This is a genomic window from Paraburkholderia phenoliruptrix, assembly GCF_047325075.1.
GTDB classification, from domain to species: domain Bacteria; phylum Pseudomonadota; class Gammaproteobacteria; order Burkholderiales; family Burkholderiaceae; genus Paraburkholderia; species Paraburkholderia phenoliruptrix.
Genome location: NZ_CP168530.1, coordinates 2,337,533 through 2,359,120 on the forward strand (window position 1 = coordinate 2,337,533; position 21,588 = coordinate 2,359,120).

Sequence of the window (21,588 nt, forward strand, 5' to 3'; positions counted from 1 at the left end):
AACGTATGAAAACGTTCCTTGTTGTGTGCGCGATCGTCTTGAGCGGCTGCGCAGCAGGCCCGGACTTTCATACACCGGCCGCGCCGGACACGCAACGCTATACACAAGATGCCCTGCCCGAACATACGGCCACGTCCAACGGCCCCGCGGGCGCCGCTCAAAGGTTTGCGACGGCTTTGCGTCCCATACCGATGTGGTGGCGTGAGTTCGGATCCGACGCGTTGAACCGTCTCGTGGATGAAGGCTTGCGCCACAACCCGACACTCGGCGAGGCGCGCGCGAGGCTGCGTGAGGCGCGCGAAAACTACACCGCGCTTTCCGGAACGACGCAATTCCCGAACATCGACGCACCGTTTTCCGGCGCGAGGCAGAAGGTGGATCCTGCCGCGTTCGGTATTCCGCATGTGGAGACTCCCGGGCCGTTTTCGCTATTCAACGCATCGGTCAGCGTGTCGTATGTGTTTGATATCTTCGGCGGCAATCGTCGTGCACTCGAGTCAGCCATGGCACAGGCCGCTTACGCGTCGTATGAGCTGGAGGCCGGGCGATTGAGCATAGCGGGTAATATCGTAGCCACCGTCGTGCGGCGCGCATCGTTGCAGCAGCAGATTGCCCTGACGCGGCGCCTTGCGGATGCACAGGCCCATCAACTGTCGATCATGGAAGCGCGTCTCGCCGCTGGCGGCGTTTCGCAACTCGACGTGCGCGGCCAGCGCACACTGTTTGCTCAGACGCGCGCATCACTGCCGCCGCTCGCTACACAGCTTGCAGCCGCGGATCACGAGTTGGCCATTCTGCTCGGCAGAGCGCCGTCACAAGCGGATTTCGACGAACTCACTTTCGATGCGCTGCACTTGCCCCTGGAGATTCCCGTCACGTTACCATCCACATTAGCCCGGACGAGGCCTGACATCATGGCGGCTGAGGCGTTGCTGCATCAGGCAAGCGCGAATGTCGGCGTCGCAACCGCCAACCTCTATCCGCAATTTACATTGTCGGCCGGAATGGGCTCGGAGCGCACACGAATCGGCGACATTGTGAATGGCCTGAACGTGTGGAATATCGGCCTCAACCTGACACAGCCCCTCCTTCACGGCGGCGAATTGCATGCGAAAAAACGCGCGGCAGAGGCGGCCTATGAAGGCGCATTCGACAACTATCGGCACGTCGTACTTCAGGCGTTGCAACAGGTGGCCGACGCGCTCACCGCGTTGCAAAACGACGCGCGGGAATTGCAGGCGCGCGCCGACGCCGCGGAGGAAGCACAGGCAAGCCTCGACATCGCGAGCCATCAATATGCGGCAGGCGGCATCAGTCAGTTCGCTCTTCTGGATGCCGAACGTCAGTGCCTGCAGAGTTCTATCGATCGAACTCGCGCGCAGGCGAACCGTTTTGCGGACACCGCTGCGTTATTCCAGGCACTCGGCAGCGGCATGACACAGACCCGGGCCGACAGTACTCCGTGACGGAGCGCGAGCTTTGCCCGGTACCTACAATTGCGCTTCAATAGCCGCTTTATCGATAACCGACCATACCTGTCCGATTCTCTCGCCGCGAAATTCGTAGAAAACGTTTTCAGTGAAAGTCACTTTCCTGCCGTTGACACCGAGGCCGAGAAACATGCCCCTCGGGGTGCAATTAAAACGCAAGCGGGCCGCCACATACGCGGGATCGGCAATCAGGAGCTCGATGTCGAAATGAAGATCAGGAATCTCGCGGAAATCCTTCTCCAGCATGGCGCGATATCCTGAACAGCCGATTCGCCGGTCGTTATAGTAGACGTCGTCATGCACAAATTGCGGCAACTTGTCCCAGTCCTGGTGGTTCAGGCAGGCAATGTAACTTCGGTAGATGTTGGAGAGGTCGAGTTCAGTCATGACAATGGGTCCGTTCATGCTCAATAAGGAGAGCCGCGAATTCCCCGCCGCGCCATACGGCAATAAGAGCGCGCTACGGGCGGCATAACCATTGCCCGGTTCATGCGATACGGCGCGCCCTGTGCCGCTTAAATGGACGCATTGCACCACTATGAAACCATTCCTTTGCACCGCGATTAGCGCGGTTCTGCTCACCACCACCCTGACGGGCTGCAACCGCTCTGGATCTGCGTCGTCGGATCAGACGAGCGGGGCAACCGCCGTAAGCGGCGCCGCGCAAAGCGGGCCGGCGGTATCGGCACCGGCTACAGCAGCAAGCGATGCACCCGCCGGCGCGAGCCAGTAGCGCTTTTCGGCCGCACACGCCGTGCGAGCTTAACTCCACGCGTTTATGCAATCTGCCTGGCGGGAGGAATAGCCGTTGCTAAAACACTGCCTGTTGTCGCGCATTTCCTTCCACTCGCATGAATACGGAGTCCTTCATGAATGCCATTGTCCTGAATCAGCCCAACGTTCGCCCTGAAAGCAATGCAATTGCGGCTTACGAGTTCGCCGCTAAAGCCGTTGCCGGCTTTGAAAAAGTTGTCGAATTGAACGTACAGGCCGTCAAGACTTCATTGATCGAACAACGGGCGCTTGTCGATGCGACGCTGTTATCGGAGTCGATGGATCAGATAGTCGATTTGCAGTTCCAGCAAGTTCCCGCGGCGATCAAAAAGGCCTGTGCTTACTGGGCACACGTCGAGGACATTGCCGTCGACACGCACAATGAACTCGCGGGCGTCGTACAGGACAGCCTGCAAAGCTACCTGTCCACACTCTTTTCGTTGCTGGATAGCGCGGTGTCAATAGGCATGGGATCAAATGGCCGCAGCAACGTCACGAGCCCGCTTGCCATCGAACAGCCGCCGGCCCCGCCGAGCGAACCTGTGGTGATCGTGGACAGTTCGGGTAATGTCGTTTCGTCAAGCCCGCGGACCGACCTGCACTAGGTTAGACCACGGCGGCGCGGCCAGTCGGCGCGTCGCCGACGGCCGCTCCGTCAGGTGCCACGCGCCACTTCGATAAGTTCTTTCACGCGTCGAGCAATATGGGTCAATATGTTCTGCGACGAAGCGGCCTGTTGCTTGCGATGCGGCATACGCTGCAGATCGTCCCAGTCGGTTTCCAACGCGCGCGCATGAGCCTCCGGCGCGAACGGCCACTCCATGGCAACCGCGCGCACCGGCGCATCGCGACGACCTTCTCCGGAGCGCTCGACATAGGCATTGATAGCCGCCGCTTCCCGCTCCGCCGCCTCTCTTGAAGCTGCCGCGATGAAATCGTCGGGTCCTTCAATATGGACGCACCACAATTGTTCGCTCACGCGATGTTCCTTGCCGGGTTCTGTCATAAGGGACCGGCGTTCAGCAGTTCCCACTTCAGGTCAGAAAAGCAGGGGCCCTGAGTTGCCTCACTGAACTTTACATCGTTGTGCTCGCCGTTCCATTCCATTACCTGCACCTTACCATCACTGTCCACCGTCACGTCCCACCCGATGCAGCGCGCAAAGGGCACCTTCCGATGAAGCAGCAGCACCGTATCGACGCAATCGCGGAATGCGGGCATCGTGAGACCGGCGAATCCGATCTTCGAATCGGGGTGCTCCCGCGTCGCGCCCCAGTCCGTCAGCAAGCCTTGTTGCGCCAGTTCTCCTGTAACGAGGTCAACGGGCACGCACACCTCGTCATCCACGCTAATGTGCGTATGACGCGCTCTGCCGAGCCTCAGAAATGCCGCGCGAAGCGACGTACGACCGAGATCGTCCACCGCCGTCGTCAAGCGCAGGGTGGCAACGGAGTTGGGCGCAAACGCGCTGAGAAGCGGATGCTGAACGATGAACTTCTGAATGACACCGTTGCCGAGCGATTTGATCAGACCGCAGTCGAACGATTGACGGTCGAAAAAATGAATGCCCTTACCTTGCGCCGAGCCGTCCAGTTTGAAGACGACTTTGTCGCTCTCGCGGAAGACCACATGCTCGAGCTCCTGCTCCGGCACCACCACATTGCGATCCGTAAAGAAAAGACCATTCGCGAAGTAAGCGATGTCGGGAAACGCGTCACCGCCGAAGATCACGCGGGACATCGGCTTCAGGTTCGAGATGCGCCCGTAGCCGCCTTTCATGCTGGGCACGACTACGCCGCCGTAATAGTTGTCGGGAATCCAGCCTTCCTTGAAGGTCCCGCTAAAGGCGGCATAAACGCGCAGCCAGGGCGCGTAAACGACGTCACCGAATACGTCGCGCGCGTACGTATCGGCGAGCTTGAGGTTGGCCGGATCGGGCGGTCCATATTTCTTCTGCAGTAAGCGCAGAACCTGTTTCGCCTGCGCGCCATGAACCTGGTGGAACGCGTATCGCCCCACCTTCTTCATTGAACGCCTGACTACTCTTTCAACGTCGTTTAGTCTCATAGTCCGCCCAGCGAGCCGATTCACGTACGCCACTCATGTACTGCATGATCCATGCCGCCACCCGACGAATGGATCAGTAAGCGTTGGGATGATGCAGTCCCTTGAATATGGTCGCGCAAATGATCTTGACGTCCAGCGCAAATGACCAGTTTCTCAGGTAGTACAGATCGTGGGCTACACGGCCTTCCATCTTCTCGATGCGATCGGTCTCGCCGCGGAAACCGTTGATCTGCGCCCAGCCGGTGATACCGGGCTTGATCCGGTAGCGGTGAATATAGCCCGACACGATGCCCTGATACAGGTCGTCATGTTCGAGGGCGTGCGGTCGCGGACCCACCACCGACATATCGCCGCGCAGCACGTTGAAGAACTGCGGCAATTCGTCGAGGCTCGTGCGCCGCAGGAAGCGTCCGACAGGCGTGATGCGTGGATCGCCGCGCGTCGCCTGTTCCAGCACGCCCTGCTTCTGCTCGTGCAGGCGCATGCTGCGGAACTTGTAAATCATGAAGACGCGTCCATCCGCACCCTTCCGGCATTGCTTGAAGAACACAGGCCCGGGCGAACTCAGTTTCACCGCAATCGCACACGCGAGAAGAATGGGCGACACGGCAATCAATGCAACCAGTGCAAAAACGCGGTCGAACAGCTCCTTTTTCACCATTGCATTGGGCGGCAAAGGCGACGCAGCCAGATTGATGGTGGGAAAACCAAGCAGCTCGGTCACGCTTCCATCGAAGAGAGCGAGCGCTCGCACATCCGGCATGAAGCGCACATTGATCAGGTCGTTGCGAAACTCGTCGACCAGCTCGAGAATCGCACGCTCTTCCGACAAGGGCAGCGCGAGCCACACTTCGTCCACCTGCTGTTCGCGCACGTACCTGGCAAAGGCCGCGCGCTGGTCGAACATCGGCACGGCACTGGTGGTCTTCTTGCCGGGGCGCAGGTTGTAGACGGCGCTGGCGCGAAAGCCCGCTGCGGGCTGCTTCTCCATTTTGCGCAAGATCTCGTCGCAATGGTCGCCGCATGCTGCAATGGCGACCTTCTGCAAGTTGAGCCCCGCATTGCGCACACGCCCGAGCAGCACGTGAGTCACCATGCGGCCCGCGATCATCGCGCCGCCTGCGATCCCTGTCCAGTAGGCGAACCAGAGTCGCGATACGAAGTCGATGCGGTGCAGCGAAAACATCAATGCAAGTGCGCAGGCCTGAACGACCAGCCAGCCGAGCGCCACCTGCCCCACCAGAACGCGCTTTGAACGTCCGCGCCACGACTGATAGACGCCCAACGCAGGAAACACCGCGAGCGAGAACGCCGCCGCAAACGCGACGAATGCCAGATAAAAGTTATGTTGCGCGACGTCGTCGAAACGGATGTGAGAAGCGACCACCGCACCGCCCAGGATCATCGCGACGTCGAACACTCTCGCCAACAGACCGGTAATCAATCGCATAGCCGCCCCCTCAAACACGCTGTGGTTCGCCACGGTCGATCAACCCGCACGGCCATACTTGTCGTCGAACCGGACGATGTCGTCCTCTCCCAGATAGGCACCGGACTGCACTTCGATAATCTGAAGCGGAACGCACCCGGGGTTCTCGAGACGATGGCGAACACCGAGAGGGATATACGTCGACTCGTTTTCGCCAAGCAGGAATTTTTCTTCGCCGCGCGTGACGAGTGCGGTGCCGCTCACGACCACCCAATGCTCCGCGCGGTGGTGATGCATCTGCAGAGACAGGCGTGCGCCCGGCATCACGACAATTCGCTTCACCTGGAAGCGGTCGCCGTGATCGATCGAATCGTAAAAGCCCCACGGACGACGCACTTTTCGGTGAGCCTCCGCTTCCGGCGATTTTTCGGCCTTGATGCGCGAGACAAGACCCTTGATGTCCTGCACATGCGAGCGGTCAACCACCAGCACCGCATCGTCTGTTTCGACGACGATGAGATCCTGGGTCCCGACACAGGCGACGAGGCGGCCACCTTGCGAGCGCGCATAGGTCGCCGTCGCACCTTCGAACAGCACGCGTCCGCTCGATGCGTTGCCGCATTCGTCCTTTTCCATTGCCTGCCACACGGCGTCCCAGGAGCCCAGGTCGGACCATCCCGCCTGCAGCGGCACGACAATGCCCGCGAATTGCGACTCAGGCTTGCCGATATGCTCCATCACGGCGTAATCGATGGAGTCCGACGGCGATTGCAGGAATGCTTCGGCGTCCGGAACGACACAACCGTCCGTGAGCTTCGCCCCTTCGTACGCTCGCACGCACGCATCGTGGATTTGCGGCTGGAATTGCTTGATGACCGAGAGCCACACGGAGGCCCGCACGACGAACATGCCGCTATTCCACCAGTAATTGCCGGATTCGACATATTGCGCCGCGAGTTCGGGCGCCGGCTTTTCGACGAAGCGTTCGATACGATGTGCACCATCGTTCAACGCAGCGCCGAGGCGGATGTAGCCGAAACCCGTGTCCGCACCGGTAGGCGGAACGCCGAGGGTGGCGATCGCACCCGCGTCCGCATACGCTGCCGCAATTTCTATCGCCTTGTGAAGGGCCTTGAGGTTTGCGATTGCGTGGTCGGCAGGCATGGCCACCAGAATGACGTCCTCGCCTTCGGAGGCCGCGGTGAGCGCAGCCAGGGTCAGCGCGGGAGCCGTATCGCGGCGCCCCGGCTCCACGACGATGCGCGCGTTCACGCCGCTCTCGCGGGCCTGTTCGTAAGTCGCGAAGTAGTGTTCCGCGCCGCATACGATCACCGGCTCGGGCGCTACCTTCCACAGCGGACTGAAGTTGTCCATGCGCCCCATGGTGGCTTGCAGCAGCGTCCTGTCGCCGATCACATCGATCAGCTGCTTGGGAAACTGCTCGCGCGAAACGGGCCATAGACGCGTGCCGGAGCCGCCTGCGAGAATGACCTGGGCGAGCGTGCGGCATTCCTGCGACGCTTCGTTTCGAGCGTCGACGTGCTGCTCGTTAGCGGGTGCAAATACTTTATCCATTCTTATAGCTCCTGAGCATGCAAGCCGGACAGCAATTAATCGCATAAGCGCCGACGAAATAGGCTCAACGTCGGCACTGCTCCGGTCTCACATGTGATCAATGACGGGATGTGGGCATCAACGGGCTCGGCGAGCCGTTCTGTCCGCGCAAAGCTAGGAATGTGTCCCGGTTCTCTCCCGCCGCTCGCGAGGGAAAAACGGCACACATATCGGCGTGGCGCCAGAATGCAGATGCCACTGAAGCATTACTCGATGTGATCAATCATAGTCACCTCACGCTGCACCACAGCAATGGTGGCGCGTTCAGTTGAGGTTTTGGCCAGCCTCGTGGCATTAGCGTGCGCAGCCGCGCAGATGGCCGTTCTTAGTGGCCTCGCGTGTGCGCTACCGCGTGGAAATCAGTGCCTATACGTGGTACCTTCGTATAGTCGCTTCGCGCAGCACCTTCATGGCAGTGCGAACTTCCTTCGTCCAAACGTAGGACCCCGATCCTGTTCAGGCGTGCTGCCGGTCGGCGCGCCGCCTCTCCAACCAGGTTGTGTTCGCACGTAATGGCACTGTCATTGCAAGCTATGCGCCATTTGTTTTTCGGGAGTCGCAATGGCTTACATTTCGCTACTTGCGCTGTTTCTCACAGTCACGAATTTCGTGCCTGTCAGCGCGGTCGGCTTCGTGCCGATCTTCGTGTACTCGTGGCGTTTCTTTGGTCGGCGTTATCCGGCGTTTATTACGCCGTTGACGGCGTTGACCGTCCTTATCGTCGTCTCCACGCTGCTCTACGACCCGAAATCGTTCACCGAATTTGATTTCTATCGGCGTGACGGTAACTTCTTCATTTCGTATGCTCCCATTTTTGCCGGTTGCCTGTACGTCCATCGCCTCGATCTGAACAAAGTACTTCGCGCGTTCTTCATCTTTGCGGTCGGCATCAACATTCCGCCCTACGCCACGTATATCGTCAGCACGGGGCTGCTCGGCATCTTCACCAATCCGGACAACAGCTTCGGCAGTTACTTTATCGCCCGTAATGCCGCTGGTGGCTTCTTTGCCATGCTGTTCTGCCTGGGCGTGGGGTGCTATCTGCAAAAGCGCAGCAGACTGGTGCTCGCACTGCTGGCCATGAACGCGCTCATGCTGTTTTCCACGTACAGCCGGGGCTCGCTGCTGGGCGCGGCCGTCGTATTGCCGTACCTCTATTTCGGCCGCAAGCGCTGGTTCCTCGCCGCCCTGATGGGCCTCCTGATAGTGGGCTCTCTTGCGATGGCGGTCTACCATACCGACCCAACCGTCGACTACATGGGCTACCCATTCAGTATCCACAATCAGGATGCCAAGGTCGCCAATCTCAACATTCGCTACGAATGGCTGTGGCCGCGCGCGCTAACCTACTTCGAGCAAAGCCCGATTGTGGGCCTCGGCTTCGGTTCGTTCGACGACCATATCGGCCGTGTCACCTCTTACTTCCACCTGTTCGGTGCGCCGTCGGAGATTCTGGTCGACCATAGCGATTCGCACGCTCACAACTCATATCTGAACTTCCTCGCCGAAACAGGCGTGATTGGCCTCTTCCTCGTGCTGAGCTTCTTCTGGAAGCTTGTGGAATGGAGCAAACTCGGCGCGGCCGCTGGCGCGCTGGTGGGAGGCGGTCAGAACTTCGCGGCATTCCGCTTCGTCGAAATCTCTTCCATCTGCCTGCTGGTCATGGCGGCAACGGAGCATCGCCTCGTGTCGCCTTCCAACGTTCTGATTCTCTCGCTCGTCATCTCGCTGCTGCTCGCCTCGCAATCGGCCAATGCGATCTTCGCGGAATTCCATCGACGGAACTCGTTGATCCGCTCGCGCGTCTGACCGACAGCACGCCCACTTCGTTACGCCGGCACGCAAGTGTCCCGGTGTAACGAACCAACAAGAACGAGAAAGCTATGTGGACTTTATTCACCAACATAGGCGATGCGGCCGTCACCCTACCGGTGGCAGCTGTCTGCGCCTGCTGGCTTGCACTATTGGACGTCAGACTGGCCTGCCGCTGGGCCGCAATGCTCGCGGCCGGCATCGCCCTTGTCGGCGCGAGCAAGGTCTTCTACGCCGGCTGGGGCATATCGTTTCCAGTGTCCGATTTCCGCATGATCAGCGGTCACGCCATGCTGTCCACCTCCGTCTGGATGGTGGCCCTCGCATTGCAACTGAAATGGTGGCGACTGCCGGCGTTTCCGGGCATCGTGGCGGGCCTTGGCATCGGCGCACTGACCGGTGTGTCGCGTGTGATGGACCTTTCGCATTCCGTGCCGGAAGTGGTCACGGGCTGGATCCTCGGCGCGCTCGTCGCCTTGCTGTTTCTGCGAAAAGCGCTTGCAGCGGAATTCGAAGGTGCGCGGCCCGCATGGTCGGCCGCCAGTTTTCTGTGCGTGTGCGTGCTCGCGTATGGGCACCAGGCGCCGCTTCAGCGGCTCATTGAAACGCGTTCACCGCAACTGCATAGCCATGCTCATTCGATCATGGCCTTTGCAGGACGCGTTAAATACCGCATTCAGTCTTACGAGGGCACGCTCGCGAGGTGACGTTTCTCCTCCGCGGTGCGTTCCCGTACGAGATACGGACGAAGCTGTTCGATCGAGCTGCGCAAAAGCCGCGCGTCGATGAAGTCCGTCAATGCCGTCTTGAAGTTCTCGGTCGAGAATCGTTCGGCGTTCTGGCGGCAATTCACCGGATCGAATAATGGCGCATTGCGCTCGAAGCGCGTCACGGCCTCCAGCAGCGACTCCGCTGTCTGCTCGCCGAAGAAGACGCCCGTAGGCTGCTCGAGAGGCAGGCCGATAACGGACTCGAGTGCGCCTCCCCTGCCGAATGCAATCACCGGCGTGCCGCACGCCTGCGCCTCGACGACGGAAATCCCGAAGTCCTCTTCCGCCGCAAAAACGAATGCGCGGGCGCGGCGCAAGTGGTCGACGAGCACGTCCAGAGGCTGGTGGCCGAGTATGGTCACATTCGGCCCCGCAAGCGCTTTTACGCGCTTCATTTCCGGGCCGTCGCCGATCACCACGAGCCTGCGCTCAGGCGTCTGCGAGAAGGCACGCACGATCAGATCGATGCGCTTATAGGGCACCATTCGCGAGGCCGTCACGTAGAAGTTCTCTTTCTGCGTGCACATGACCATGTTGTCGAGGTCGACAGGCGGATAGATGACCGTGGCATCACGCTGATAGGCCTTCTTGATTCGCCGCGCGATGAAATGCGAGTTCGCCAGCAGATGATCGACGCCGTTCGCCGAGCGCGAATCCCAGCCGCGGATGTAGTGCAACAGCGCGCGCGCCATGATCGATTTGAGGCCCTTGTTCAGGTGCGATTCGCGCAAGTACTGGTGTTGCAGATCCCACGCATAGCGGATAGGCGAATGCACATAGCTGATATGGATCTGGTTGGGCCCGGTCAGCACGCCTTTGGCCACCGCGTGCGAGCTCGAAATGACGAGGTCGTAGGCAGACAGATCCAGCTGCTCGATCGCAATCGGCATCAGCGGAAGATAGGCGCGGTAGCGCTTGCGCGCAAACGGCATCTTCTGAATGAACGATGTGTTGACGGGCTTGCCTTTCACGCAATCGCGGTCTTCGAGAAAGTCGACAATCGAAAAGATGTCCGCTTTCGGAAAGCACTCGATGATGCTCTTCAATACCTTTTCCGCGCCGCCCGAAACTACCAGCCAATCGTGAACAATAGCGACTTTCACTTCTACCTCCCTCTGAGATTACGCACCGGACGCTCCTTCTTTGCCTGCAATCCGGTTCACTCGTTCTGGTTTCATTCGTCCTTGCTCGCGCCTGCCTGAGCTCTCGCGCCCCACGCAAAGCCCAGCATGCCGGCGGCACGTCGCGCGCCCGGCACGAGTCCGACCAGTTCAAGCCGGACCATGATGACCATCAGGATCACCGCGAGCGCCGCCTCGCCGGCTACGCGGGCCATTGCCATGCCCATCGCTCCAAAGCGCGGTGCAAGAATCAGTGCCGCGGCGAGATTGAAGACCCCGGAAGCGAGTCCGGCGAACGCCAGCAGGCGGTCTTTCTTGCGCGGAACGATTACATAAAACGCCACGAACTCATTGAACGCGACGAATGGGAACATCCAGGCGAAGCATTGAAGGATGCGGGCGGCCGGCTCGAATTCCGCGCCGAGAATGAGCGGCAGAACGAAAGGCGACAACGTCAGAGCGCCGCAAAATACGAGCAATCCGTAGCCGAGCAGAAGCGCTGCGCCGCGCCGGGTGGTGGCATGCGCACCCTCCTTGTCGCCGTGGGCGAGTTGCCGCGAAATAGTCGGCACGAACACTTGCGACGCCGGTCCCATCAGGCTCAGCGCGATCGTGGCAAAACGCTCCGCCGCGCCGAAATAGCCGACCTGCGCGGGCGTCGACAACAGCGTGAGCAAGTAGGTGGACGATGCCGTCAGGACGACCGACCCCGACGAGTAGCAAAAGAGCATCGTGGAGTTGCGAATGAGCGGCAACACGCCATCGAATTTGAGTCGCGGCAATCCCAGTTGCGATGTGGTGATGCCATACGAAATGATCGACGACGCGACACCTGCAATCAGCAGGCTCGCGAGCACCCACACTGAGTCGGCCGGCACTCTCACGAGACTGAGTACCAGAACGAGGCTTACGGCAAAGCCGAATACCTCGATCATGATCGGCGTGCGAAAATGCTGCCGGCCCTGAAACAGCCAGCCGAGGTTCATCGCGGAGACAATGCCGAGCAGTGTGGCCAGTACACCGATAAGCGGTCGCTCCGACAATGTCGGCGAGCAGAAGGTCGCAATCAGACCGATCGATCCGCCGAGAACAGCGAGTACGAGCCGCGCACTCACATGCAATGAATAAATGGCATTGCACTCCTTCGCCGAATGCGCCTTGGCGACTTCGCGCATGCCGACGAACACGAAGCCGTAACTCACGAGCATCCAGATGACGTTCATGAGCGACATCGACGCGAGCACGCGCCCGTACTCGGCAACACCGAGAATTCTTCCGTAAAACGGCACCACGATGATGAGGTACACGTACCTCATCAGATATCCGCCGTAAACAAACGCAATGACGCTTGCGCTGTCTCGTCTTTCCATTCCGTTCTCCAAAAGCGTCCTCCCGACCTTAGCGCTGTGCCACGCGGCGGCGAGCAAGCGGGTTCGATATATAGCGAACCACGAAGTCAGAAAGCGGCGAGTACGGCACGAGGCACAAGCCGGAAAGTACCAGGGTCCCGAATTTCTTCTTCACGCTCCAGAACGGATTGGCCAGGATCGCGTGAAAATAGCCGCGCGAGTCGCGCATCATCCAGCGCCACCGATGAGCGAGCGTGGCTCGATAGACGCTCGAGCAGAAGATCGCCTTTTCATGGCCGAAATCATGGAATGTCGGCGATAGCTCGATGCCCAGACGCGACTTCGCGATGTTGCGCAGGATCGCCCAGCGCATACCGAGCGCCTTGGGCGCTTTGGATATCTGCTCGGAGTTCGCAAAGGACACGGTGCCGCCATCCGCGTTATGCACGCGATAGCCCCCCAGCGATTTACGCAGCGTGGCCACTGGACCAACCAATGCGGCACCGTAGATCGCGAAGAAGTCGGCGCCGTAACGATTGATTCCCGGCGCAGGCACGGGAAAAACCTGCTTGAGCGCGCTCACCCGGTAAGCATTGCCCGATGCGGGCGGCGATGGATACAGCCAGCCTGCCTGCAATAGTTCTCCGCAGTTGGCGGGCGGTTCGGTATTCGGCACGTAGGCACCTGTCGGTTGTCCACTGGCGTCCATCACGTCGAGCCGGAACTGCACTTTTGCCCATGCACCGCTCGAGAAGACCTGCATGACTTCCGATACGGCGCTCGGATACAGAATGTCGTCCGAATCGAGGAGAATGGCGTACTCAGTTTGAAGCGCGCTGATCGCACGGTTGTAGGCGGACACCTGTCCGCCGTTTTCCTGGAAGATCGCTGTCACACGGCTGCCGTACTGCTCGATGATGGCTCGCGAGCCGTCCGTCGAACCGTCGTCGAGCACGACGACCTGCGTGCCCGGATAGTCCTGGTCGAGCGCGGAATCGATCGCGGCCGCTAGATAGCGCTCGTAGTTGTAGTTGCAAATGACAACTGTGACCTGGTTCATGGCATTCGACGCTATCTGAGGTATTCGGTGAATCGGAGTTGCTACGCAAACGAACGGACTGCGATATAAGCGAGGTGAGTCGGTGGATCGTTTCCTGCGCCATTGACCCGCTCAGGCACCTTGAAGCCCAATTGCAGACCGTCGTTACTCCAGGTGGTCGTCATCGCGTCAGCTGCACTTACCGTGCCTGTCAACGCGTCTATGAACTCAATCTTTACTTCGCGCGACGCGGGACGCTTCAGGCCCGCCACAGTCACCATTCGCCAGCCCGGCGACGCGTTCACCTGAAGCACTATGTCGCCGCCAGAGCGCAATCCGCTGCCCGCCGCACCTGGACCAAATTTCAACGGATTCGCCAAACTTGCCAGCGGGCCCGAAACAGTCTGATGAAGCACAACGAGGCTTCTGCCCGACACGTTATAGGTCCGTACCGGCGGGCCGCGATGAGTCAGACGAAAAGGCTCGTAGCCGTCCCAGTGATAGATCATCGAAACGTATTTGTTCGGATCGTCCCACTTGTGATCGAGCGCCCATACCGCGAAATCGAAAAAGTACTCCGGCAGGTAATGCGGATCCTTCATGTACGCATCGCCGATTTCGGTTTGCCAGATGCCTCTCGCCGGCCCGTTCTTCACGTACCGCTCATACAGCTCGTTGAGGTCGCTGACACCGAGGTAGTGCGTGTCGAGATAGTCGACCCAGTCCAGCATCCGTTCGTTGGAAGCCGGACTTCTATACTCGAGCCACTTGCAGTAATTCGACAGGCCGCCCTGATCCGGCCAGCCCCCGTAGACCACATAGGCGTTGTACTTGCGAATGATGCGGGCGGCAGGCAGGTGGATCCGCTCCACATAGTCCTGCATCGCACGCTCGTACGGTCTCGCGTATCTGTCGTCCTTACTGAAATTCGGACCGTGCCAGAAGGTTGCCTGCTGTGCGCCGCCCGACAATTTCCCGGCCGCCTCATTCCAGATCTGGAAGTAGCGCAGATTGAACGGCGGCGCAGAGTACTTGCGCACGGCTGCCTCCACGTAGCGGGTCCACGCGCGCACATCCACCGGCGCGGAATTGCTGTCGCCCGGCACCATGGCATTCCACGGCGCCGTATAACCCAGGATCAACAGCGACTTGATGCCATTGCGGTTATTCAGAAGCAGTGCTGACGGAAGATCGTTGTCGAACTGCGACCCCGTCTTGTCGACACGAATGATTTCTTTCGGCGAGTCCGGCTGGCCCGGGCCTACCGAATCGCGGCCCCAGCTAATGCCCATTTGTCGCCACATTTCGACATCGCGGCTGGCTCCCGCCCAACCGTTTGCGCCGATCAGGTCCGTTATCCTGCGATCGTCGGTGCTGCGCCCTTGCGGCGCTGCGCTCACCGACGGCGAAGTTTTGCCGTACACAAGCGGTACTGCGGCGCCCACGAGAGCCGCAAGGGTTTGCAACGCCCGACGCCTGCCGGCACTCTTCCGAATGCGATACATAGGCCTGCCCACCGACATGCGCTAGCCCGCCGACGCGCTGGCCGGCACGCCCGAGAGCCGGACGCCCGCCTGCCCCTTGAGAATCTCCAGCACCGCTTGCGCCGTCATGTCCCAGCGGAATTCGCGGGCACGCGCGTATCCCAGTGCCTTGTAGCGTTGCCGGAGCGCATCGTCCGTCATCATGAGCGAGATCTTTGCTGCGATGTCGTCTGCCGATGTCGCATCGCAATACAGGGCGGCTTCCCCACACACCTCGGGTATCGAAGTCCGCGACGAAGCAACCACCGGACAGCCGCAGTACATGGCCTCGAGCGGCGGCAATCCAAATCCTTCGTAGAGCGACGGAAACACCAGGCATCCGGCGTTTTCATAGAGTGCTTTCAATTCGCCGTCAGTCACGAAGCCGGCCCATACCACTCTTTCCGACTGCGGCTTTTCTTCAGCGAGTTCGCTATTGAAAATGCGCGTGTTCTTGCCGCCCACCACGACGAACTTCACATGGTCGAGATGGCCGAGCTTTTCTATAGCTTCGAGCACGCGTTGCAGGTTCTTGCGCGGATCGAGGCTGCCGACCACTACGCAATAAGCGTCCTTGACGAGATTCAACCGTTCCAATACCGCCGGCTCCGAGGTGACCCGATCAAGATGATCTGCAGCGGGATGCACCACCGCCACGCGCGACTCGTCGATCTTCAGGTGATGGCAGATGCGGGATCTCGAGAACTTCGACACGGTAAGAATCAGCGGCTCCATTCGCGGCAGCACGAAAAAACACAGGCGATACCACAGCACGAATTTCTTCGAGAATCCGCCGGGCACGTCGTATACCGCCATGTCATGAACCATCACCACCTGACGGCGTTTCACAAGCGGATTCGTGTTGCACAGATTGAGAAGCCTCACGCCTCTCGCGGCAATGGGCAGCGTGATCTGTTCCCACAGCGTGCCGCGCAACCATGGAAAACGCCGTTGCCATTTCAGCCCCGCGCCTGGCTCCCGCGCATTGCGCGGGACATATATTTCCAGGTGCTCCCCTGCGGGAACCCGCATTTGCATTGCTCTCGTCAATTCATACGCGACTCGCTGCACACCCGTGACCGGCTGCGAAGTGAATTTCCCGTTGATTGCAAACGCCATCAGCTTCTCCGTTTTGCGAATTCATCGAACCACGGTGACAACGCACTCACGCTCCGGCAGATCCGCTGGCGGGTTCGGCATCGCCGTAGTCGCTCGCGTAGTTCGTCGCATAGCCATAGGTGCGCGTACTGCGCCGCAGCGGAATACCGTTGAACACGGCGCCGGCGATGCGGCCTTCCGCGCGCTCCATCTTCTTGATGGTGTCTTCAATCTCCTCTTCGCTTTGCATGCCCGAGCGCAGCACGAGCAGCGACGCGCCGGCCTCGCTGGCAATGATCGAGGCGTCGGTGACCGCGAGGAACGGCGGCGTATCGAAGATCACCAGATCGAATTGCGAGCTAAGGCGTTCCAGCACTTCCTTGAAGCGCGGTCTCGCCAGCAGGGCGGCCGGATTGTCAGGACGCGATCCGCACGAGAGGAACGACAGACCTTCAATCCCCGTATGCCGGAGTGCATTGCGCAGTGGCATGCGGTCCGAGAGAACTTCGGAAAGTCCACCGCGGTTGCTCTGATTGAAGAGCGATGCCAGATGACCGCGCCGCATATCCGCATCGATCAGAAGAACTCGAGCGCCGATCTCGGCTTGCAACGTGGCGATATTGGCCGCGACAAAGCTCTTGCCCGCGGAAGGCGTGGGCCCAATCACCATCAGAATGTTGTTGCGCGAATGAGCGAGGTCACGCGCGAGAGAAGTGCGCACCGCGCGCAGCGCCTCCACCGACGTATCGTTCGGGAAACGTTCCGCCAGCACTTTCGTGCCGCCGCCCGCGATCTGGATCTCGGATGCGCCGCCGGCTGCCGGCTGCGGCAAGCCGGCGCGTGCAGCCGCACCGGGCAGCGACTTGGCTCCCGGATTGGTCCTGTCGAGCAACGACTGCTGCTGGCTAAAGAGGATCTCGCCGAATACCGGCATGCTCATTCTGCGTTCGACATAACGCGGATCGGTCACGCCCGTCAGCACATGACGGCGCATGAACACCAGCACGATGCCCGACACGAGACCCAGCGCGAGGCCGCCGGGCAGCACGATCAGCGGTTGCGGTTTGACGGGCCGATGCGGCGTAATGGCCTGGTCGACGATATGAGCGCCGCCAGTCGTACTCGCACGACGCACCTGCAATTGCTCCGCCTTTTGCACCATGCCAAGGTAGATCGTTTCGGCCACCTTCTGCGCGCGCAGAAGATCGACGCTTTCGCGCTCGGACGCCGGCATACCGTTGAAGTGGCCGTTGAAATTCGCTTTCGCGCTGTTGAGCTGTGCGAGTTGCGTATCGACGCTCTGCACCCAGCGGCTTTGCGGCGTATAGCGCTCGAGCAGTTGCGTGCGCTGCAATTGCAGTGTCGCGATTTGCCTATCGATGTCGAGGCCGCCCTGCAAGTACGCTTGCGCCTCGGCAGTCGGCTGCATCGATTGCGAATTGGCGCGGAAAGCCTTGAGCGCTTCCTCGGCCTTTCTCAAGTCGCCAAGAAGACGCGGAAGTTCTCCGTTGATGAACGCAAGCGTCGTCGTATCGTTGAGTTGGCGACTCGCAATCGCCGTCGCGAGATATTGCTGACCCAATGCATTCGCGACTTCGGCTGCCTTCGGCGCGCTTTTGTCCGTGTACTCGATCTGAATGAGGCCCGAATCTTTCACCTTGTCGCCGACTTTGATGAGGCTGTCGAAACGCTTAATGGCGTCCACCTCATTCCACCGTACGACCGTGAATTCAGTGCCGGGTCGTGCGGCGAGTTCGTCCACGCGCATGGAAATGCCATTGCTTGTGATCGGCTTGCCGACGGTGCCGTGAAGGAAGACCTGATCCTGCGGGCCGCGCAATTCGTATGTATTGTCCTCACCCGCGACCAGCGTCATTTTTTCTTCTTCGAGATCCTTGGGCACGTCAAGCGTACCGATCTTGACCTGCTCGCCTCCCCATGCGTAGGACTTGAGTCCCAACCATGGCCGCGAGGGCTCGCCCGGCGTCGCGAACTTCTCCGCGATGTCGCCGAGCACCGGCAGTTTGCGCGGCGTCACCGAGACGTCGAAGCGAAAGCGTTGAATGACCGGTTCGAGCACCGAGCGGCTTCGTATCACGCCTATTTCCGTCACCGGCGAGGGCGCAGGCGGCGGCAGGTTTTCCTGATTCTGGAGTGCAAGGCCGAGCGCATTCGGTTCCGGAGGATCGACACGAATCAGTACGTCTGCGGAATAAATCGGCGACGCAATCAGCAGATAGGCGGCAGCCAGGCTAAAAACGACCACCGTGGTAAGTACGATCTCCCAGATATGGTCGCGCATGAGACGAAGCATGGCACTCGCGCTGAGCTGGCCACGCTCTGTACTACCAGTCGCAGGGAGCGAATTCAGAGGATAGTAGTCCACCGGTTTGATCCTTCCATGTTTGATGGGCACAGTAATGAGTCGACACCGCCTGGCTGCACCAACGGTCCGCAGTCCAGAGCCGTATCCGGCAGGAATGCGTATGGCGTAGCGCGACGCCTGGTCGGAGCTACGTCATGGTTTTGCCAAGCCAAGTGGCTGTCCACCTGCTTGAACGATCAAAGGCTGCGCCGCAAGCAGCACGGCTCGCCCCGTCTCCAGACTCTCGAATCCCCCAGATAGCGGAACGACAGCTGACGCCGCGCCTCGCTTTTATTTCGTACTACAAATGGTTAACGTGTTCAATACACCGACAGCCCGTATGACTTGCTTCGCCATACGCAGCGCGGCCCCGGACTCGCTTGAGCGGTGCCTCTTCGTACGTCGTCAGTGCAAAGCACTTCAGGACACGGCAATAACTACACCTCAATCGACTCACACAAGCGAAAAGGCGAAGAAATTGCGCATTACTGGCATTCGATAGCGCCTACAAGGGCAAACCGCTATTGCTACAGTTGCTGCAGTGAAGCATAGCGCCCGTGCGAATAAGCGTATGCACAGAGGCATAAATTCGGGTGCTATTGGCCGATTCCGCCGAAGCGGTTTCTGAGCAACACGCAATCTGCAAACTCTTGTAGCTATGTGCAATGGATGTAACAGAGTGATACCAGCAACGCCATTTCCTGTCACATACATTTAGTGACACTTCAGTGCTTATCGGACAGCGCGAATGGCGGCGACTCGCTCGTTAGGCCTTATCGGACGGGGCTTTCGCGCGGAAGCGTCTTGCGACCCTCAATAACCGCTTGAAAATGATGCGAAGCAAATCTTGCTGACTCAAGGTCCTTTTTGTATGGATTTATTTAGGCAATCGAGGTAACAATTTCCCCAATCATCACTATTGCGCCAAAACACCATCGATTACCGGCCAGGTTCGCCAGCCTGATTCGAGTACGCTAATCTCGTCACGTAGACAGTGATTCACCCTGTTTGGAGAACTAAGCGTGACGACTTCCACCGATTTTCTTTCGTCGTACCTCGATACGCACCGACGCGGTCCAAGAGTGGCGACGCGGAAGCCTGCAAAGCACATCGGGCTTCTGGTTTCGCAGGAATGCTCGATGGCCACTGCCGGAGCAATCGGCGACGCGTTCCGGCTTGCAAACGAATTGTCAGATGGTGCCGCCGACGACTCGCCCTATCGTCTTTCAGTACTGTCCGAAAGCGGCGGACTGGTGACGAGCTCGTCCGGCATTTCGATCTGGACCCAAAGTATCGAGCGCAATCGCCTCGGCGATTTCCATGCATTGTTCGTGGCGTGCCGCGACGCTGCACGCGCGCTCGAGTCCAATGACCGACTGCTCTCATGGATAGCGCGTCAAGGCTCGATCGCGTCGTTCGACATCCAGCAAGGCGCGAACCTGATGGTCATTTGCAAGGACCCGATGCATTCCACCGTGCCGATCTTCCTCTTTGACGATGCGCCCACTACCGCGCGAGCCAATAGCGCGACGCCGACGGATCTCGCGCTCGCGCAGATCGAGCGAGATCTGAGCACCGAAGTGGCCCGCAAGATTGCCGACATGCTGCAGACGAATTACGTCGAGTCCGACAAATTCGAACTGGACGATGCGAGCATCACCACGACCACGGAGAAGATCCGCGAATCGGCGCGTTGGATCAAGGAGAACTACAGTAATCCCATTTCCGTCGCGAAGGCCGCCGAGTGTGCGGCGATGAGCAAGCGCAACTACCAGCGCCGCTTCAAATTCGAGTTCGGCATGACGCCGCTCGAGTACCTGTTGCGTACGCGCTTCGAAGTCGTCCGCGCCATGCTCCGCAATACCGATCTGCCCGTCGACAAGATCGCGAGACGCTGTGGCATGGGTGACGGCAATCGACTGGGCCGGCTCTTCAAGGAACGCTATGGAATGTCACCCACGCAATTCCGCGCGCAGCAGCGCCTCGAAGTGGCCGAGCGATGTGTGGCGATTGACGATTGACGATTGACGGCTGAGGCCGACGCAGACGGGCGACGCGCAACTGTTACGTTGCGTGCTCCGGCTGCGCACGCGGGTCGGATACCGACCCGCTATTCACCAGGGACCGAACAATGACAACAACCAAGTCAGTGCACTTCCCCAGCGACGCCGCTGCGCCACCAGAGGTCGCAAGCCATCACAGTGGGGAGCGTAAAGAGTCTCTCGCAAGAAGGCTGAAAGAAGCGGCCAAATCGATGTTGCCCGCACCCGTGTTTCTCAGCCTGCTACACCATAAGGAAATTGGCCGCTATCCCAACCTGTTTCGCCCCACCACGTTCAACGAAAAGATCCTGCAGAAGAATCTGCGGCCGGACCCATGGTTCGTCGAATTGACCGACAAACTGACGGTCCGTGATTACGTGGCGAGAAAGATCGGCGAACAGCACGTCATACCGCTGCTTGCCGCACCGGACGCCTTCACGGAAGAAGTATTCGATGCCCTTCCAGACGCGTTTGTCATGAAAGCCAATCACGGCAGCAGCTATGTGGAGGTGGTCAGAAGCAAATCCGCCACTTCATTCGAGCGACTGCGAGACCTGTCGAACTACTGGCTGACGCTCGACTTCTACAAGATCGCCCGTGAAAGCCATTACCGCCAGATCAAGCCGCGCATCTTCTTTGAAAAGCTGTTGCTGGACGAGAGCGGCCAGATTCCCGCGGACTACAAGCTGCACTGCTTCGGCGGGCGAACCGGACAGCCCACCATCTACATCCTGGTGATCTCGGACAGGTTTGGTGGGAATACTCGGGGCGATGTCTACGACGTCGACTGGAATCATCTGGACATTGCCATCGGCTACTACAAGCGCAGTCCGATGCCGGCGCCGCGCCCACAGAACCTCGATGCCATTCTGCAAGCCGCCACGAAGCTGTGTGAGGATTTTGACTACGTTCGCGTGGATCTCTACGCGCCGGATAACCGTGTTTACTTCGGTGAGCTAACGTTTACACCGGGCGCGGGCGTTCTGCCTTTCACGCCGGACAGGATCGACTACGAGTGGGGAAAATTGGTGCCGGACACCTTCTGTCGCTGAAAGCTCGCAGCAGGCAATCGCCCGCGCGTGCAGGGAAAATGAC

At 59.6% G+C, this 21,588-nt stretch carries 17 protein-coding genes; 6 read left to right on the forward strand and 11 right to left on the reverse strand.

The window, feature by feature from the left end; genetic code table 11:
* Positions 1–5: 5 nt before the first annotated feature.
* On the forward strand, positions 6–1,466 hold the full coding sequence (locus ACEN8U_RS10370) for an efflux transporter outer membrane subunit (RefSeq protein ID WP_310108957.1): 1,461 nt from the start codon (positions 6–8) through the stop codon (positions 1,464–1,466).
* Positions 1,467–1,490: 24 nt separating this feature from the next.
* Here ACEN8U_RS10370 and ACEN8U_RS10375 read toward each other — a convergent pair whose 3' ends face one another.
* Positions 1,491–1,877: an ester cyclase gene (locus ACEN8U_RS10375; protein ID WP_310108959.1), complete on the reverse strand. Its 387-nt coding sequence runs from the start codon at positions 1,875–1,877 to the stop codon at positions 1,491–1,493.
* Between the two features lie 482 nt (positions 1,878–2,359).
* Between ACEN8U_RS10375 and ACEN8U_RS10380 the strand changes: the two genes are divergently transcribed.
* The gene (locus ACEN8U_RS10380; RefSeq protein WP_310108962.1) at positions 2,360–2,869 is read left to right on the forward strand and encodes a phasin family protein; all 510 of its coding nucleotides are present in this window, start codon (positions 2,360–2,362) and stop codon (positions 2,867–2,869) included.
* 50 nt (positions 2,870–2,919) lie between these two features.
* Here the strand turns inward: ACEN8U_RS10380 and ACEN8U_RS10385 are convergent, their stop codons facing one another.
* From ACEN8U_RS10385 to ACEN8U_RS10400, 4 genes are all read right to left on the reverse strand, one after another.
* Positions 2,920–3,270: a hypothetical protein gene (locus ACEN8U_RS10385; protein WP_310109632.1), complete on the reverse strand. Its 351-nt coding sequence runs from the start codon at positions 3,268–3,270 to the stop codon at positions 2,920–2,922.
* Positions 3,267–4,292 (reverse strand): sugar-transfer associated ATP-grasp domain-containing protein, encoded by a 1,026-nt coding sequence (locus tag ACEN8U_RS10390; RefSeq protein ID WP_310108963.1) that lies wholly within the window; start codon positions 4,290–4,292, stop codon positions 3,267–3,269. The genes ACEN8U_RS10385 and ACEN8U_RS10390 overlap by 4 nt, the downstream gene beginning before the upstream one ends.
* Positions 4,293–4,404: 112 nt before the next feature.
* Positions 4,405–5,781 carry an undecaprenyl-phosphate glucose phosphotransferase gene (locus ACEN8U_RS10395; RefSeq protein WP_013591914.1) on the reverse strand — a complete coding sequence of 459 codons (1,377 nt, stop codon included), beginning with the start codon at positions 5,779–5,781 and terminating at the stop codon, positions 4,405–4,407.
* A 39-nt stretch (positions 5,782–5,820) separates the two neighbouring features.
* A complete protein-coding gene (locus tag ACEN8U_RS10400) occupies positions 5,821–7,335 on the reverse strand; it encodes a mannose-1-phosphate guanylyltransferase/mannose-6-phosphate isomerase (protein ID WP_310108965.1) in 1,515 nt (504 codons plus the stop codon).
* A gap of 600 nt (positions 7,336–7,935) precedes the next feature.
* Between ACEN8U_RS10400 and ACEN8U_RS10405 the strand changes: the two genes are divergently transcribed.
* The gene (locus ACEN8U_RS10405) at positions 7,936–9,183 is read left to right on the forward strand and encodes an O-antigen ligase family protein (protein WP_310108968.1); all 1,248 of its coding nucleotides are present in this window, start codon (positions 7,936–7,938) and stop codon (positions 9,181–9,183) included.
* Between the two features lie 74 nt (positions 9,184–9,257).
* Positions 9,258–9,893, forward strand: coding sequence for a phosphatase PAP2 family protein (locus ACEN8U_RS10410; RefSeq protein WP_310108970.1), 636 nt, complete (start codon positions 9,258–9,260; stop codon positions 9,891–9,893).
* Here ACEN8U_RS10410 and ACEN8U_RS10415 read toward each other — a convergent pair.
* The 6 genes from ACEN8U_RS10415 to ACEN8U_RS10440 all read right to left on the reverse strand — a co-directional run bounded on the left by ACEN8U_RS10415 (position 9,869) and on the right by ACEN8U_RS10440 (position 18,400).
* The gene (locus ACEN8U_RS10415; protein ID WP_310108971.1) at positions 9,869–11,059 is read right to left on the reverse strand and encodes a glycosyltransferase family 4 protein; all 1,191 of its coding nucleotides are present in this window, start codon (positions 11,057–11,059) and stop codon (positions 9,869–9,871) included. The two genes, ACEN8U_RS10410 and ACEN8U_RS10415, sit on opposite strands and share 25 nt — an antisense overlap.
* A 71-nt stretch (positions 11,060–11,130) precedes the next feature.
* Positions 11,131–12,447, reverse strand: coding sequence for a lipopolysaccharide biosynthesis protein (locus tag ACEN8U_RS10420; RefSeq protein WP_310108974.1), 1,317 nt, complete (start codon positions 12,445–12,447; stop codon positions 11,131–11,133).
* A 28-nt stretch (positions 12,448–12,475) separates the two neighbouring features.
* A complete protein-coding gene (locus tag ACEN8U_RS10425; protein WP_014973158.1) occupies positions 12,476–13,486 on the reverse strand; it encodes a glycosyltransferase family 2 protein in 1,011 nt (336 codons plus the stop codon).
* A 41-nt stretch (positions 13,487–13,527) separates the two neighbouring features.
* Positions 13,528–14,970, reverse strand: coding sequence for a hypothetical protein (locus ACEN8U_RS10430; protein ID WP_310108975.1), 1,443 nt, complete (start codon positions 14,968–14,970; stop codon positions 13,528–13,530).
* Between the two features lie 21 nt (positions 14,971–14,991).
* Positions 14,992–16,107, reverse strand: coding sequence for a glycosyltransferase family 1 protein (locus tag ACEN8U_RS10435; protein WP_310108977.1), 1,116 nt, complete (start codon positions 16,105–16,107; stop codon positions 14,992–14,994).
* Between the two features lie 46 nt (positions 16,108–16,153).
* A complete protein-coding gene (locus ACEN8U_RS10440; RefSeq protein WP_368608401.1) occupies positions 16,154–18,400 on the reverse strand; it encodes a polysaccharide biosynthesis tyrosine autokinase in 2,247 nt (748 codons plus the stop codon).
* A gap of 1,190 nt (positions 18,401–19,590) precedes the next feature.
* On the opposite strand from ACEN8U_RS10440, the gene ACEN8U_RS10445 reads away from it, so the two are divergent.
* Together ACEN8U_RS10445 and ACEN8U_RS10450 are read left to right on the forward strand one after the other, a co-directional pair.
* On the forward strand, positions 19,591–20,472 hold the full coding sequence (locus ACEN8U_RS10445; protein ID WP_013591904.1) for a GlxA family transcriptional regulator: 882 nt from the start codon (positions 19,591–19,593) through the stop codon (positions 20,470–20,472).
* 110 nt (positions 20,473–20,582) lie between these two features.
* Positions 20,583–21,545, forward strand: a complete 963-nt coding sequence (locus ACEN8U_RS10450) for an ATP-grasp fold amidoligase family protein (RefSeq protein WP_310108981.1) — start codon at positions 20,583–20,585, stop codon at positions 21,543–21,545.
* Positions 21,546–21,588 lie beyond the last annotated feature (43 nt).

Excerpts from the sequence above, each read along its gene's own strand:
- ACEN8U_RS10370 (WP_310108957.1), top strand. The coding sequence starts at position 6 with ATGAAAACGTTCCTTGTTGTGTGCGCGATCGTCTTGAGCGGCTGCGCA.
- ACEN8U_RS10375 (WP_310108959.1), bottom strand. The coding sequence starts at position 1,877 with ATGACTGAACTCGACCTCTCCAACATCTACCGAAGTTACATTGCCTGC.
- ACEN8U_RS10380 (WP_310108962.1), top strand. The coding sequence starts at position 2,360 with ATGAATGCCATTGTCCTGAATCAGCCCAACGTTCGCCCTGAAAGCAAT.
- ACEN8U_RS10385 (WP_310109632.1), bottom strand. The coding sequence starts at position 3,270 with ATGACAGAACCCGGCAAGGAACATCGCGTGAGCGAACAATTGTGGTGC.
- ACEN8U_RS10390 (WP_310108963.1), bottom strand. The coding sequence starts at position 4,292 with ATGAAGAAGGTGGGGCGATACGCGTTCCACCAGGTTCATGGCGCGCAG.
- ACEN8U_RS10395 (WP_013591914.1), bottom strand. The coding sequence starts at position 5,781 with ATGCGATTGATTACCGGTCTGTTGGCGAGAGTGTTCGACGTCGCGATG.
- ACEN8U_RS10400 (WP_310108965.1), bottom strand. The coding sequence starts at position 7,335 with ATGGATAAAGTATTTGCACCCGCTAACGAGCAGCACGTCGACGCTCGA.
- ACEN8U_RS10405 (WP_310108968.1), top strand. The coding sequence starts at position 7,936 with ATGGCTTACATTTCGCTACTTGCGCTGTTTCTCACAGTCACGAATTTC.
- ACEN8U_RS10410 (WP_310108970.1), top strand. The coding sequence starts at position 9,258 with ATGTGGACTTTATTCACCAACATAGGCGATGCGGCCGTCACCCTACCG.
- ACEN8U_RS10420 (WP_310108974.1), bottom strand. The coding sequence starts at position 12,447 with ATGGAAAGACGAGACAGCGCAAGCGTCATTGCGTTTGTTTACGGCGGA.
- ACEN8U_RS10425 (WP_014973158.1), bottom strand. The coding sequence starts at position 13,486 with ATGAACCAGGTCACAGTTGTCATTTGCAACTACAACTACGAGCGCTAT.
- ACEN8U_RS10430 (WP_310108975.1), bottom strand. The coding sequence starts at position 14,970 with ATGTATCGCATTCGGAAGAGTGCCGGCAGGCGTCGGGCGTTGCAAACC.
- ACEN8U_RS10435 (WP_310108977.1), bottom strand. The coding sequence starts at position 16,107 with ATGGCGTTTGCAATCAACGGGAAATTCACTTCGCAGCCGGTCACGGGT.
- ACEN8U_RS10440 (WP_368608401.1), bottom strand. The coding sequence starts at position 18,400 with ATGCTTCGTCTCATGCGCGACCATATCTGGGAGATCGTACTTACCACG.
- ACEN8U_RS10445 (WP_013591904.1), top strand. The coding sequence starts at position 19,591 with ATGGCCACTGCCGGAGCAATCGGCGACGCGTTCCGGCTTGCAAACGAA.
- ACEN8U_RS10450 (WP_310108981.1), top strand. The coding sequence starts at position 20,583 with ATGACAACAACCAAGTCAGTGCACTTCCCCAGCGACGCCGCTGCGCCA.